General features: G+C 56.0%; 11 protein-coding genes. 10 read left to right on the top strand and 1 reads right to left on the bottom strand.

Going from position 1 to position 14,836, the window contains the following annotated elements:
- Positions 1-259 precede the first annotated feature (259 nt).
- Complete coding sequence (locus JOE34_RS07125) at positions 260-2,431, bottom strand: M48 family metallopeptidase (RefSeq protein WP_209995371.1); 2,172 nt, start codon at positions 2,429-2,431, stop codon at positions 260-262.
- A gap of 698 nt (positions 2,432-3,129) precedes the next feature.
- On the opposite strand from JOE34_RS07125, the gene JOE34_RS07120 reads away from it, so the two are divergent.
- The 10 genes from JOE34_RS07120 (at position 3,130) to icmH (ending at position 14,819) form a co-directional block, all read left to right on the top strand.
- A complete protein-coding gene (locus tag JOE34_RS07120; RefSeq protein ID WP_002551426.1) occupies positions 3,130-3,879 on the top strand; it encodes a hypothetical protein in 750 nt (249 codons plus the stop codon).
- Positions 3,880-3,948: 69 nt separating this feature from the next.
- The gene (gene tssB, locus JOE34_RS07115; protein WP_046265629.1) at positions 3,949-4,482 is read left to right on the top strand and encodes a type VI secretion system contractile sheath small subunit; all 534 of its coding nucleotides are present in this window, start codon (positions 3,949-3,951) and stop codon (positions 4,480-4,482) included.
- A gap of 14 nt (positions 4,483-4,496) precedes the next feature.
- Positions 4,497-5,999, top strand: a complete 1,503-nt coding sequence (gene tssC, locus JOE34_RS07110) for a type VI secretion system contractile sheath large subunit (RefSeq protein ID WP_010406272.1) — start codon at positions 4,497-4,499, stop codon at positions 5,997-5,999.
- A 31-nt stretch (positions 6,000-6,030) separates the two neighbouring features.
- Entirely contained in the window at positions 6,031-6,513 is a 483-nt protein-coding gene (tssE, locus tag JOE34_RS07105) for a type VI secretion system baseplate subunit TssE (protein ID WP_010406269.1), read from the top strand.
- On the top strand, positions 6,513-8,345 hold the full coding sequence (tssF, locus tag JOE34_RS07100) for a type VI secretion system baseplate subunit TssF (RefSeq protein WP_024684250.1): 1,833 nt from the start codon (positions 6,513-6,515) through the stop codon (positions 8,343-8,345). Before tssE ends, tssF begins: the two co-directional genes overlap by 1 nt.
- Entirely contained in the window at positions 8,309-9,379 is a 1,071-nt protein-coding gene (gene tssG, locus JOE34_RS07095) for a type VI secretion system baseplate subunit TssG (RefSeq protein WP_010406263.1), read from the top strand. Before tssF ends, tssG begins: the two co-directional genes overlap by 37 nt.
- Positions 9,376-11,979, top strand: a complete 2,604-nt coding sequence (gene tssH, locus JOE34_RS07090; RefSeq protein WP_010406261.1) for a type VI secretion system ATPase TssH — start codon at positions 9,376-9,378, stop codon at positions 11,977-11,979. Before tssG ends, tssH begins: the two co-directional genes overlap by 4 nt.
- Before the next feature lie 79 nt (positions 11,980-12,058).
- Positions 12,059-12,769 (top strand): type VI secretion system lipoprotein TssJ, encoded by a 711-nt coding sequence (gene tssJ, locus JOE34_RS07085; RefSeq protein WP_003372332.1) that lies wholly within the window; start codon positions 12,059-12,061, stop codon positions 12,767-12,769.
- Positions 12,766-14,109, top strand: coding sequence for a type VI secretion system baseplate subunit TssK (gene tssK / locus JOE34_RS07080; protein WP_003372334.1), 1,344 nt, complete (start codon positions 12,766-12,768; stop codon positions 14,107-14,109). Before tssJ ends, tssK begins: the two co-directional genes overlap by 4 nt.
- Entirely contained in the window at positions 14,106-14,819 is a 714-nt protein-coding gene (gene icmH / locus JOE34_RS07075; RefSeq protein ID WP_010406254.1) for a type IVB secretion system protein IcmH/DotU, read from the top strand. Before tssK ends, icmH begins: the two co-directional genes overlap by 4 nt.
- The last annotated feature ends 17 nt before the right edge of the window (positions 14,820-14,836 follow it).

Here is a 14,836-nt window from a genome sequence, read left to right as displayed (position 1 = left end):
CGAAGCTGACCCTGCGAGGTATAGCGAAAGGCTTACACGCGCTGGAGGAACTTGGCTATTTCCGACCTGGCTCGCGCTCCGTAGTATTGGATCCATCAAGGGGTGAACAGGAGTTCACCCGGATCAAGGATGATCGACCATCGCCTCGGAGGCGTCCGACAGGAAGTCGGGATGGTCTTGGAAAAACCCGCTTCGGCGGGTTTTTTGTTGCCTGCAGGAAAGCTGCGCGCCTTACGCTGCCTCGTTCACAGCCATCCGCTTAACGCTTGCCCTGCTCGAAGCGCTCTTGCAGCAAGTGTCGTGCAGTACCCGCATTGACGTAATCCGCAATCAACTCACCAAGCTCGTCTGGCTTGAGCTTTTTGCCGTCCCGGCTGAACCGCGCGAGCGCCAGGAGTACCCGGCGTTTTTTCCTGAACACTTTTGCGTTCGGTGCAGAGAACGAACGTGAGACTCGCTCGGGTAAAGGCGCATCGTCTTGCAGATGCAGGGTCAGAAACGTGCCATAGGCTACATTCAGCTCAAAATCAGCGATGTGCTGGATCGGGACGGGGGACTTCAGGTTTGCGAAGACAAAGTGATCGGGCGTGAGCAGCAGAGCGGTCTTGTCAGCACGCAGACACATGCGCAGCGCAAATGGCAGCAGCATCAGCATGAACGCCGTCAAGATACCGCCCGCTATCAGCATAGAGTTGCGCTTCTCGGCCAGCCCTTGGGGAAATGACAGCGCTTCGGCTATCAGATAAATACCCAGCCCCAGCAGAGGGGCGAGGAATAGCGTTAGCAACAGCCCCCGCAGGCGAGCGCCCTCATGCAGAACGACATCACCGCTTACCGTTTTCGCGCGGGCACGCAGTTCGGTCACCACCTCAGCATCATTTGCGACATGATGCTTGATGAAGTCCTCGGTCAGACGAATGCGCAGTGCCTGGGGATTGCTGAAGTAATGGTCCATCGCCGCGCGGGCCTGGGCCGCCACTACCGGCCGGGTGCCGCTGCGGATCGCCTCGTCGGCAGCAACCTGCAGCGCGGCGATACGTTCGCCGTTTGAAGGGTGCGTATCCGAGGGGTGCGGCAGCTGGACGGCCATTTCTTCGTCAGGCAGCGTGAATGTCTTGCCGGCCAGTTCGTGCAGCACGCTGTTCGGCAGATCCTTGGTGAACACCTCCCCGCGCCTTGGGTTGGTGGCCCGCGTGATGTGCGTGTAGATCCGCTCCTGCAAAAGCGGATCAATGGCCGAGATGCGCACCAGCGCCGAGGCCGCCGACGCGTTGCCAGCCAGGCTCGCCCCCGCGGCGTCGGCGGCCAGCTCGCGCACGCGGCTCCAGTGATTGACCGCTTGATCGAAGCTTTCCATGAAATACACGCCCAGCATGAAAGCCGGACGCAGAATGGTGCGCTGCAACCACCCGCTGACCACCATGTTTTCAGCGATCACCCCAAGGCTGCGACCGATGCCGTCGTAGATCGGCAGAAAGCGCAGGCTGTACTCGGTGTCCTCACCGGCAAAATGCGACAGTTCATGACCAATCACTGCGCTGGTTTCAGCCGCATCGATCAGCCCCAGGTACAGGATGGGCACATGCAGAGTTCGACCCTTGAGCACGGCGTCGGACGGCAGAAGGGAAACGTCGCTCGAGGTGACGTAGAAGCCTTCGGTCATGCCCAGCACGATGTGATCAGGTGACAGCGCGCCGAGCCGTTCGGCCAGATCGCGCACATAGGCCCAGAGCACCGGGGTCTCTTCAGGCGTGACCTGCTGCCCCAGAACCTCCATCGCGGTGGGCTCGAACATGTGCAGCATGACGCCCAACTGCTTGCCCATCCGCCAGATCGAATACAGGCATGCAGCGACCAGCATCAGCACGACGATGATCAACTTGAGCTCGCCCGCGGACATGCGCCCCACATGCCACAGGCCCAGGGCTTCGAAACAGAGGATTGCCGACACCGCCGCGCCCATGGCAACGATGTGCCCCACCAGGACGAAGGGCAGAATCCGCCTGACCCTGCTGAAAGTGTGCAGCAATCGCTCGCGGGATTGACGTGCACGCGCGGCGGCCCAGTTGAGCCCTGCCAGCCCGGCGCCGCCGACCAGAGCCGCCAGCAGGCACAGCGCGATGACGGCGCGTGCCAGCCAAGTGGTGACACTGCCCAGCACCATTACGAAGTCGAGACCCTGTTCTGCCTCATGAAGACGCGACAGAGCCTCCTTGAGGGTGATGTTTTCTCCGTCTATATCCATCGTTCGCGTGAGGGCGTCGGGCGACCTGGCGAGCCTTTCGAAATAGGGACGTGCGTGCGCAAGGTCGGCCTGGATCTCGACCAGGCGCTCAGTGTTTTCGACACTGCGCTGCAACTGCCAGGCACCGATGAGGTTCAGGCCCAAAGGGAGCAGGATGAGTACAGCAATGAGCTTGTAGATTTTCATGAGGCAAGGCTCATAGAGGTGCGTCGCCGCCGGCTGTCCTTAGCGCGCACAAGGTCCGTCAGGCAAAACGCCTCTGGCGTCTGCGTGCATGCGCCCTACCGTTGCTCAAGTACAAGCGTGAGGGCGCTGGCGGCGTTATACCCTGATTTGCAAACTGATGTAACAAAGCTGCCCGCCTGACCTGCGTCGACCCACCTGAATCCGTCTGCCTGAGCGCTCGCAGTGCCATCACTCCTCATCAAAGAAAAATCGCCTGATAAGGCGAGTCTGTACATTTACCCGCTTCAGAAACCTGAAAACCTGCAAATAAGTTCATCTTTCTAAGCTTAATTTACGCCCATTATCGGATCCAAATACACCCCTAAAGCCCTTTAAAATCAATACTTACAGCTATATTAAGGGTACAATCAAATACAGTGATGGCTCATAGGCATCATTGCTTACTGTAACGAAACCGAGAAAATATCTACCGTCTGTAGGAACTTTCCTACTAAAAATAGTGCCATAGACCACACTGCTGGCTAGACGACATCTATATGCCAGCACGAACTCCTCCCTCATTGTGGCGGTGTGTCTCGCAGTGACACACATGGCAAAACCACTTCATGAGCAGGTGTGCAGTCGAGAAATTCGCAACTTTTCCCCGTCCCCGGCCTGATCCGGGAAACGGTCGTGAAGGGTTCAAGGACGATGTACCGATGACTCAGACGTTCGATATAGAAGCATTGATCAAGCTGCGCAAGCAGACGCGCGCTATCTCCGACGCGCTCAAGGTGCAGGCGTCCGACTATCTGTCGACCCTCGCGCTGTTGATACGCCCGCAGACATTCTTCGGTGAATACCTGCAGGGCGCGCAGCGCAGCAGCGGCCGCGAGACTCAGCACCATTTCAAAGAGCTCAAGGAGCTCTATGACCGCATTGCTTCGGCAGAGCCGTTCAAGCTGGTCAATGAACTGGAAGTGCCCCTGAACCTGATCAGCACGACACCCGAGCTGTTCCCGCTCGAATACGACATGGTGTTGTCACAAAGCGGGCAGACCATTCGCATCACCAGTCCGGTGCGTTGGGTGGTGGGCTTCAACTCGTTCGATCTGGCGCAGTTTCGCAAGGTCATCAAAGACCCGAATCGCAGCAGCGCCGAGTTGTATCGTTATGTAGTGCATTATCTGGTGCTGTTCTACTGCCTGAGCAAGTCGCCGGGCATGAGCCGCCTGTTCGAAGGGCTGCGCTTCCCGGTCAGTTTCGAGCGATTGAAAGACTTCGGCGACCTGCCGTTCTGTGTGATCAGCTCGCCAGTACGCTCAGAATTGCCGGATGAATCGGTGATTCGCAACAGCACGCAGATCGCAGGCAATACCAGTTTCGAAGAATTGGTCGGACACGAAAACATTCTGGAAATGAACGATGAAATCCGTCAGCGTCTGCTGCTGACGATTGAAGGACTCTAATCGCGCCCGGCCCGCCACAGGCCCGGTACGCAAACGACTTGCAGCGAGTTGCTCGCACAGGAGATGACGATGGCGAAGAAGGAAAGTACCCAGCACAAACTTGACCGCGTTCGCGCGCCTCGGGTCCACATCACTTACGACGTGGAGATTGGCGATGCTCAGGAAAAGAAAGAGCTGCCATTCGTTGTGGGCGTTATGGGCGATTTCTCCGGCAACCCGCTGGAGCCGCTGCCCAAGCTCAAGGATCGCAAGTTCATCTTCATCGACCGCGACAATTTCAACGGCGTCCTGAAAGGCATCAAACCGCGCCTGGCGTATCGCGTCGACAACACCCTGGCAAAAGACGGCACCCAACTCGGTGTCGAGCTGAACTTCAATGCGCTGGAAGACTTCGAGCCGCAGAACGTCGTGCGTCAGGTCGAACCGCTGCGCAAGCTGCTGGAAGTGCGCAACAAGCTGGCTGACCTGCGTAACAAGATGGGTGGCAACGACAAGCTTGAAGAACTGCTGATGGATGTGTTGCAGAACACTGAAAAGCTGAAAACCCTGGGCAAGGAATTCGGCCGTGAAGCCGCCGTTCCCGCCACCAACAACAAAGAGTAAGGAGGAGCCTGACGATGACCGATAAGCAACCCGTGACTCAGCAGGACAGCGCTCTGGTTGAAGTTGAAAACTTCGCCCCGCAATCTTCCTTGCTCGACAGCATCATTTCCGAAAGCCGCGTTGCACGCTCCGAAACCGAGCGCACCCGTACCCGCGATCTGATCGGCGAACTGGTGGCCCAGGTACTTGAAGGCGAGATGACGCCGAGCAAGGACCTGATTGCCGTGCTCGACGCGCGCATCGCCGAGATCGATTCGATGCTCTCCGAGCAAATGAACGAAATCATGCACGCTCGTGAATTCCAGCAACTGGAAGCGTCCTGGCGCGGCCTGAAATATCAGGTTGACCAGACCGAGACCAGCACCACGCTGAAGATTCACCTGCTCAACGCGTCGAAAAAAGACCTCGTGCGTGACCTCAAGGCCTCGTCCGAATTCGACCAGAGCGCACTGTTCAAGAAGATCTACGAAGAAGAGTACGGCACCTTCGGTGGCGCGCCGTTCGGCATGCTGCTGGGTGACTACGAGTTCAACCGCAGCCCGGAAGACATGTACCTGCTGGAAGAGATCTCCCACGTGGCAGCCGCCGCCCACGCGCCGTTCATTTCGGCTGCATCGGCCGAGCTGTTCGGCTGGGACTCGTTCACCGACATGGCCGGCCCTCGCGACCTGGCGAAGATCTTCGACACCGTCGAATACGCCAAGTGGAAGTCGTTCCGCGCCTCTGAAGACTCCCGCTACGTCGGCCTGACTCTGCCGCACGTGCTGGGTCGTCTGCCGTATGGCCCGGATACCACGCCTGTCGAAGAATTCAACTTCGTCGAAAGCGTCGATGGCCGTGACCACAACAAATACCTGTGGATGAACGCTGCCTACGCGCTGGGCACCCGCGTGACCGATGCATTCTCCCGCTATGGCTGGTGCGTGGCGATCCGTGGTGTGGAAGGCGGTGGTCTGGTCGAAGGCTTGCCGACGCACACCTTCAAGACCGATGACGGTGAAATCGCGCTCAAATGCCCGACTGAAATCGCCATCACCGACCGTCGCGAAAAAGAGCTCTCGGACCTCGGCTTCATTCCGCTGGTGCACTGCAAAGGCACCGACTACGCCGCGTTCTTCGGCACCCAGTCGACCCAGAAGCAGAAGCAGTACAACACCGACATTGCCAACGCCAACGCGCGTCTGTCGGCGCAACTGCAATACATCTTCGCGACCTCGCGTATCGCTCACTACATGAAAGCGATCATGCGCGACAAGATCGGCAGTTTTGCATCGCGTAAGGATGTTGAGTCGTTCCTCAACGAATGGCTGTCCGACTATGTCCTGCTTGATGACACCGCGAGCCAGGAAGCCAAAGCCAAGTTTCCCCTTCGTGAGGCAAGCGTAGAGGTTGTTGAAGTGCCAGGTAAACCAGGCGCTTATAAAGCGGTTGCTTTCCTGCGCCCGCACTATCAGCTGGATGAACTGACAGCATCCCTACGCCTCGTGGCAGAGCTGCCTCAGTCGACGCGCAGCTGACCTACTTCATCAGCCAGGGAGGCATAGTTGAATGAGTCGTTCTCCTCAATTAGTACCTACGCTACTTGATCGCCTGCTTGATGATGCTCCTCATCAAGCGAGCGAGGCGGTTTCCAAACGCCTCTGCTCGTTAGGCGAATACAAGGCCAGCCTGATCAGAGATCTCGAGACACTGGTTAATACACGTCAGTGCCTCGTTGCATCGAGACTCGATGACTATCCGGAGTTGGCGGGAACGATTCTTGAATATGGCATGCCCGACTTTACCAGCAAAGGCGTGCTCAACCCTGAAGACCGACGCCTTATACAGGCTCAACTGGAGCGCGCTATCACAGTCGGTGACCCACGTTTTCGCGCTGTAAAAGTGCAATTGCTTAACCAGCAGATTGGTCACCGCATGCTTACTTTTCGGGTTGACGCCGTGCTGCATCTTCAGGATGCGACGCGTCAGGTTTCCTTCGACGCGGTGTTGCAAGTCAATACCCAGGAATACAAAGTGCAGAACCTCAATTGATTCTCGACGATCTGCTGCCTTATTACGAAAAGGAGCTCTCGCACCTGCGCTTTCTTGGGCAGGAGTTTGCGCGTGAGTACCCGAAAATTGCGTCGCGGTTACTCATCGAAGGTGACAACTGCGAGGATCCCCATGCCGAGCGCTTGATTGAGGGCTTCTCGTTTCTGGCGGCTCGCATACACAAGAAGCTTGATGACGAGTTTCCCGAAATTGTCGAAGCCTTTCTTGAAGTACTTTACCCACACTACCTACGCCCGACGCCCGCGTTATCCATCGCGGAATTCAGTAGTGGGACAACCTCTACGCTGACTGCCTGCTACACCATCGAGCGGCATACGGAGATAAGTTCCAAGACCGTAGAGGGCGTGGCTTGCAAGTTCAGAACCTGCTACCCGGTTGACCTGTGGCCTATCGCGGTGCGCGATGCATCGTTTGTCGAACTGGAACGCTCTGCTTTCAATGGGCACAGTGCGGATCTGGTGGCCTGCCTGAAAATTGGCCTGACCGCCACTACCCATCTCCATTTCGGCCAACTGGACATTGAGACCCTGCGCTTTTTCCTCGACGGCGAAAGCACGCTGATGCTGCAATTGTACGAGCTGCTATTCAACAATTTGGCCAAGGCCACTGTGAGTTTTACAGAACAGGGAAAACGCCGGGAAATCGGTTTGCCACAAGGTGCGTTGAAAGCGGTTGGTTTTGAGCGCGATGAAGGCCTGGTGGATTACTCGGAGCGCTCGTTTCTCGGGTACAGGCTGCTGCACGACTACTTTACGTTTCCGGACAAATTCATGTTCGTCGATATTGGAGGGCTCAAGAGAAGCCTGGCTGATCGAGACCTCAAAGATATCGAGATCAACTTCTATTTTGCCCATTACGAAATGGGCGATCGGCTTGCGCGGCTTGCACAAAATCTGGGGCGCAATAATTTCAAACTCGGCTGCACCCCGATTATCAACCTGTTCAAACAACAGGCCGAGCCGGTCAAGCTTACTCATACACGGCACGAATACGCCGTTACCCCCGATGTCAGGCTGCAGGGACATGCAGAAGTAGTCTCCATCGACCGCGTACAGCGGGTCAAAAAAATAGCCGGTACTGACACCGTCAGCGAGTGCAACCCGTTTTTCGAGCCTAGAGGTGACCTGGGGCCAGACGCCTGCTATTGGATCGGCCGGCGACGCCCCTCCAGACACGGCAAGCAGGGCGGCACAGAAATGGTTATACGAGTCGTGGATCGCGAACTCGATCTGATCGACGCAGGTAGTGATTCGTTGAGCATATCCCTGACTTGCAGTAACCGGGACTTACCGCAGTTGCTCAGTTACGGAGGCAGCCAGAGCGACTTCATATTTGAAAATGATGGTGTGGTCGACGGTATCCGGCTATTGCGCAAACCTACAGTGACAGCGCGCGTGCCCCTGGGCGACGGCTTGATCTGGCGGCTGATTTCTCACTTGTCCCTGAACCATATGTCGCTGGTGTCACAGGGCAAGGAAGTGCTTCAGGAAATGCTGAGCCTCTACAACTATCGACGCGGACTGGCAGTTAGAAAGCAAATCAGCGGAATCCTGTCGATCAAGAGTGAGGCTGTTGTCGTGCGTATCGGCCACCCCCGTCCTAACTTCGTGCGTGGGGTAGGCATCACCCTGGAACTAGACGAAAGCCAATACATCGGCAGCGGCGTATTTCTGTTCGGCAAAGTCCTTGATCACTTTTTCGGACAGTACTGCACCGTCAACAGTTTTACCCAACTTACCCTTCGTACCCGCCAGCGGGAAAAGAGAATTGTGCAATGGCCACCCAGAACGGGCGATCAACCTCTGGTCTGATCGATCAGGCACGCGCAGAGCCTTACCGGTTTGAGTTTTTCCAACTGGTCAGGTTGCTGCGTCTGCATTACAGCAGAGCAGGACGTATTGATCCCGAAGCGCGCCCGCATGAGGACCCGCTGCGTTTTCGTACTCAGCTGTCGCTGAACTTTCCCGTGAGCGAAGTCAGCGATCTCAAATTCGAGCGCTTCGAGGATTCGACTGCTGCTGAACAGGCATTGACCGAAGTGCAGGTAACGTTTATGGGGTTGATAGGGCCCTCAGGAGTACTGCCCCGTCCTTACACTGAAATGCTCATGAACCGGCATATTCAGCAGAGGGACGATGGTGCCCATGCGTTTCTGGATGTGTTCTCTCATCGCATGATCGCTCTCTTCTATCAGTCATGGCAGAAATACAAGTTTCACATCGAACATGAGCGCAAGGGTTCATCGGATTTTGAGCGCTATATGCTCAATCTGGTGGGTTTTGGCAAGCAAAGTCAGAAGCGAAAATTTGACGCGAGCGGCTCACCTGTTCGACAGGAGTTATTCACCTACTTCTCGGGATTGTTCACCCAGCGGCCTCGTAATCCGCACAACCTGGAAGTGATGTTGAGCTTCTACTTCGGTCAACCCTTTTCACTACGCCCCTTTGCCGGACGCTGGCTGAAACTTGAACCGGAGCAGTGCTCGCAACTGGGACGTACCAATGCAACGCTCGGTGAAAGCGCGGTGGCTGGCAATCGCGTATGGGACTACCAATCCTGCGTGCGTATCGACATTGGTCCGTTGGACCTCGCTGAATACAAGCGTTTTCAACCAGGTAATGACGACTATAGAAAACTGGTTGATGTGGTGCGTTTCTATCTCGGTCCCACCCTTGACTTTGAACTTGCTCCGCAGCTCAAGCCTGAAGCGATCCCTCTGGCGCGTCTAGGCCGTAACACAAACACAGCGCTGGGCTGGCTTGGCTGGCTAAAACGGCCTGGCGAGAAAGTAAATCCGTCACGTTGCGCTGTTTTCCGTATTCCTTTTGATGGGGTCGCCCTGTGAACCTTAAGTCACTCTTTGCCAAGCTCAATGACACCTGCCGCAATGCGACCGAAAGCGCTGCTGCGCTATGCCTCGCGGAACGTCACTACGAAGTCGATATCGAGCATGTATTGCTGCAGCTTCTCGAAGGCGACGATAACGACCTGCTGCCGATCTTGCGTCATTACGATGTAGTGATGGAGCGTTTGCAGTCGCAGTTGGCGAGTGCCATGAGTGACTTCAAGACCGGAAATACTCGCACCCCCGCCCTGTCCCCGCACATAACCCAACTGATCGAGCGGGCCTGGGTATTGGCTTCGATCGAATATGGCCAAAGCCTTATCCGAAGCGGCTTTTTGCTACAGGCCTTGCTCGACGATAAAGAACTGCGTCGGGTCATAGCCGCGTCAGCTCCTGAACTGGAAAAGATCAATGTTGACGATTTGAAAGCCAATCTCGAGGACTTCATTTCAGCCAGCAGCGAGTCACAGCAAAGCGCTTCTTTGCCAGCCGGAAACGATACTCAACGACCGGCAACCAAGGGCAACGGCAAGACTCCTGCCCTGGATCAATATACTGTGGACCTTACCCGCAGCGCGCGGGAAGGACGTATTGATCCGGTACTGGGACGCGAATTCGAAGTGCGCCAGATGGTCGATATCCTCACCCGTCGGCGGCAGAACAATCCGATTTTGACGGGAGAAGCAGGTGTCGGTAAAACCGCAGTAGTTGAGGGCCTGGCATTGCGTATTGCTCTGGGCGATGTGCCAACGCCACTCAAGGATGTCGCTATTCATACACTCGATCTGGGCCTGCTGCAGGCAGGAGCCGGGATTAAGGGCGAATTCGAGAACCGTCTCAAATCGGTGATTGAAGAAACAAAGCGCAGCGTGCATCCCATCATTCTTTTTATCGATGAAGCCCACACGCTGATTGGCTCAGGTGGCCAGGCAGGACAGAACGATGCGGCCAACCTCCTCAAACCAGCCTTGGCGCGCGGCGAACTGCGGACTATTGCCGCCACTACGTGGGCCGAGTACAAAAAATACTTCGAGAAGGATGCTGCCCTCGCCCGCCGCTTTCAGGTCGTAAAAGTAGAGGAGCCGGAAGAAGATCAGGCAATCTACATGTTGCGTGGCCTCTTGGAAAAAATGCAGGAGCACCATCGGGTAGCGGTCATGGACGAAGCGCTCGTCATGGCTGTCCGCCTGTCCAATCGCTACATCACAGGCAGGCAATTGCCGGACAAGGCCGTCAGCGTACTGGATACCGCCTGCGCGCGTGTCGCGCTAGGCCAGACATCACAGCCCGGCATGCTCGAAGATTGCCGGCGCATGATTGACAACCTGCGCACCGAAATATCTCTGCTGGAAAAGGAACAGATCAAAGGCAGCGACCATCAGCGCCGACTTGCTCAACTCAGTGCAGAACTGACCGACGCCGAGAAACGCGAACAGAAACTGGTCACACAGTGGCAACGCGAATTGGAACTGGTCAAACAGTTGCACGAACTTAGCGAACAGACCACAGGGCAGGACCACCGCACCGAGCTTGCCGACCTACGGGCCGAGCTTGCAAAAGTTCAGGGTGAGCAGCCATTGGTGCATGCGCTGGTAGACGGGGCCACCATTGGTGAAGTGATCTCCGGCTGGACGGGTATCCCACTGGGCAAAATGCTGCGCGACGAGATTGATACCGTCCAGCGCTTACCTGCACTGCTGGCCGAACGCGTTCTTGGTCAGGACCATGCTCTGCATGAAATAGGCAAACGCATCAAGATTTCCCGTGCGCGCATGGAAGACCCTAATAAGCCAATCGGCGTATTTCTATTGCTTGGCCCAAGCGGTGTTGGCAAAACGGAAACCGCGCTGGCATTGGCCGATACGCTGTACGGCGGTGAACGCAATGTCATCACGATCAATATGTCCGAGTATCAGGAAGCCCACACTGTCTCCAGTCTCAAGGGCTCACCGCCGGGCTACGTCGGATACGGCGAAGGCGGCGTACTGACTGAAGCTGTGCGTCGCAAACCCTACAGCGTCGTATTACTGGATGAAGTCGAAAAGGCCCATCCGGACGTGCTCGAACTGTTTTTCCAAGTATTCGACAAAGGCGTACTGGATGACGGCGAAGGACGCGAAATCAACTTCCGTAACACGGTGATTATCCTCACGTCCAATGTCGGCACCGAACACATCATGCAGACGTGCCTCGGAGTCAGCGAGCTACCCGCCCCCGCCCAGATCGTCGAAGACCTGCGCGACCAGCTCAACAACGTTTTCAAACCTGCATTTCTCGGGCGCTTGAGTATTGTTCCGTATTACCCGGTACAGGACGCCGTGCTCGAGCGCATTGTCGGTCTGAAGCTAGCGCGTATCCGTGCGCGTTTCGAACGAAATCATCAGGCCTCTTTAGAGTTCAGCCCGGAGCTGGTGCCCACGATTGCCGCGCGCTGCACGGAAGTCGACAGCGGAGCCCGGAACATCGACAACATCCTGTCCGGCACATTGATGCCTGAATTGGCAGAGCACGTGTTGGCACGTATGGCAGAAGACAAACCCGTCAATAGCATGAGCATCGGCCTTGATGAGGCCGGAGGCTTTTCGTACACCGTGGCGTAGACGACAACCGGGATCCGGATGAGATTCAGCGTCGCCCGAATTGCCGGGCGTCGATATGAAGTGTTTCAGGAGCAGCAAAATGGGCAGGTATTTGGGTGTTTTGATTATGTTGCTAGGGCTGACCGCCTGCGGCATCACTGACCGTGTAGGCAAGCGAGTCGATGACACATGGGCAGGCGACATGCTGTTCAGCAGCGATGAAAAGATCGTTCTGACCGTGGACGGCGGCAACCAGTTGAACCCCAATACCTCCGGCATGCCTTTGTCCGTCGTGACCAGGGTTTATCAGCTGACCTCACTGGACAAGTTCAACAGCGCGGACTCAAACACGCTGCTGGACCACCCCGAACAAGTGCTCGGCAACACCGTGCTCGATACCCGCGAACTCGTGGTTTTGCCCGGGATGGGTCAGGTCCAGACCTGGCCACTCGCCAAGGAAGCACGGTACATCGCAGTAGCGGCCTTCTTTCGTGATGACAGCGGCGGCCGCTGGAAAATGGCATTCAATGCAGACGCGTTTCGCAAGGACGGGATTCTGTTTTCATCCGAGGGCGGCCGCGTGCTTTTGGACGTGAACCGCATCAGTGCCGAGCGAGGGCAAGATGTGCTGCAGATGCCCGAAGAACAAATCATCGCGCCATTACAGCCAGCCCAGCCAGAGCATACGGAGCCTGGGCTTATGGAGCGCATGCAGTCAAAGGCCGCCGAATCTGCAGAAGACGCTGCCAACAATTCTATTAAGAAGTCGCTGAGCAATACATTTGACTCAGCTCTGGAAGGTGCTAAATGAGTAAAAAGAGCCGTGTGATGTGGTCAGAGGGCATGTTCCTTCTGCCACAGCACTTCCAGTATCAGGATGAGTTCCACCAGAACCAGCTGGCTCAGGCGACACTGCGCTCGTCACCATTTCATTGGGGCGTGCAGCTTCTGGAAGTGGATGAGCAAGCCTTGGTCAACGGAGTGCTGCAACTCAAGCGGCTACAGATGGTTTTCCCGGACGGCTCGCTCTTTGACGCACCGCAGCATGACCCGCTGCCTGCTGCGCGCGATTTGAAAGATGTGCAGCACGGTTCGGAGCTGAAAGTGTATGCGGCGTTGAAATTGGCTGAACCGTACAGTGCCAATTACCTGGACGAAGGTGAAGAGCGCAAAGGCGCACGTCGCTACCGTAAAGCATTTGATATGTTGCCTGATATCAATGAAGGCGAGCTGGAAAACGAAATTACCAGCCTGCGACTTAATGTGGTGCTGCTGATCGATGGTGATTCACTCGATGGCTACAGCTATTGCCCGCTGACCCTGCTTCAGCGCAACAACATTAATGGATTTAGCCTGGACACTCAGTTCATTCATCCTGCCCTGCACATCGGGTCGCATGAAACGTTGCTGAAAATTGCCCAGCGCCTGCTCGCACTTCTGCAGAGCAAGAGCGAAACACTGTCTGGCCGCCGCCGGGAAAGAGCTGACCAGATCGCTGAATTCGGGTCTAGCGATGTCAGCCTGTTCTGGCTGCTTTATACCGTCAATCGCGCGTATCCAGGTCTTGCTCACCTGCTTCAGCATCCGAGGCTGCACCCAGAGCAGTTGTATCGCTTTCTGGCTGAGCTGGCGGGCAGTCTGCTGACTTTTTCCCTGAGCGCACAGCTCAATGATATCCCTGCCTACGATCATCATGATCCCGCCACTTCGATGATAAAGCTCGACAGGCTGGTTCGCGAACTGCTCAACAGTGTTGTGCCCAACCAATATATTCCGATCAGCCTGGAACAGACTCGTACGTCCTATTTTGTGGGCCGCCTGAACGATCCACGCTTGAGTGAGGCTGACTTTTACATTGCGGTTCATGCAGACATGCCAGGTGCTCAGGTTCTTGAACTGGTACCACGTGCCTTCAAGGTCGGCTCGCCGGAAGACATTGAGGTAGTGGTTAATACGGCAATGCCGGGGGCGGCGCTCAGTCACTGTGTGCGAACCCCAAATGCCATTCCCGTTCGTCTGGACAACCAATACTTCTCGATCGAACCCCATGGCCGGGTCTACGAACGCATGATGAAAGCTAACGCCATCGCGTTCTATGTGCCCAGCGCATTTAAAAATCTCAAGCTTGAACTGATGGCGGTGCTCAAATGAATGATGCCGTGATGCAAGGCGGCGTTACTGCCCCAGCGCAAACACTGACACTCAAGGATATGGTCAAGGACTTCATGACCATGGCGCTGATGATTCGTCGCGGAAGCAAGGTGCGCGACGTCTCAAGGCTGCGTGCCAGCGTCGACGAATTCTTTCCCGCGCTTGAGCGGGATGCGCGTCGTGCCAACTACAGCGTCGAACAAGTCAGGGATGCGCAATACGCGCTATGTGCGTTTCTGGATGAAAGCGTCTTGAATGCCGGGCAGAGTGAAATACGTAATCAGATTGAAGTTAATCCACTGCAATTTCAGTATTTTGGCGTGCATTTGGCTGGTCAGGGTTTCTTCGAGAAACTCGAAGCATTGCGTACTGACGTGAAACGCAACCTTGATGTCCTTGAGGTTTATCACCTGTGCCTGGCACTGGGCTTTGAAGGCAAATACAGCCTCGAGAAGAAAGATCAACTTCGTTACATCGCCAATACCCTGGGGCAGGACATCGCTCGTTACCGAACCCCGCGCAAAGCGCTTTCCCCAGATTGGGCACTGCCCGATCAAGTGTCTCAGATGTTCCGTTATGAAGTCCCCTTGTGGCTCTACCTGGTACTCATCGCACTGATATGCGGTGCCGTTTACCTGACCCTGGACTGGCTTCTGGGCAAAGAGGTGGCAGCACTGGCCGAACAGGTCCGTCAGCTGTTCGGCGTTTAATTCAGTTACGGATCCGG

It is taken from the genome of Pseudomonas sp. PvP028 (assembly GCF_017832255.1).
Lineage (GTDB): Bacteria > Pseudomonadota > Gammaproteobacteria > Pseudomonadales > Pseudomonadaceae > Aquipseudomonas > Aquipseudomonas syringae.
The sequence above is the reverse complement of the archived record's forward strand: the minus strand, read 5'-3'. Positions and strand labels throughout refer to the sequence as shown.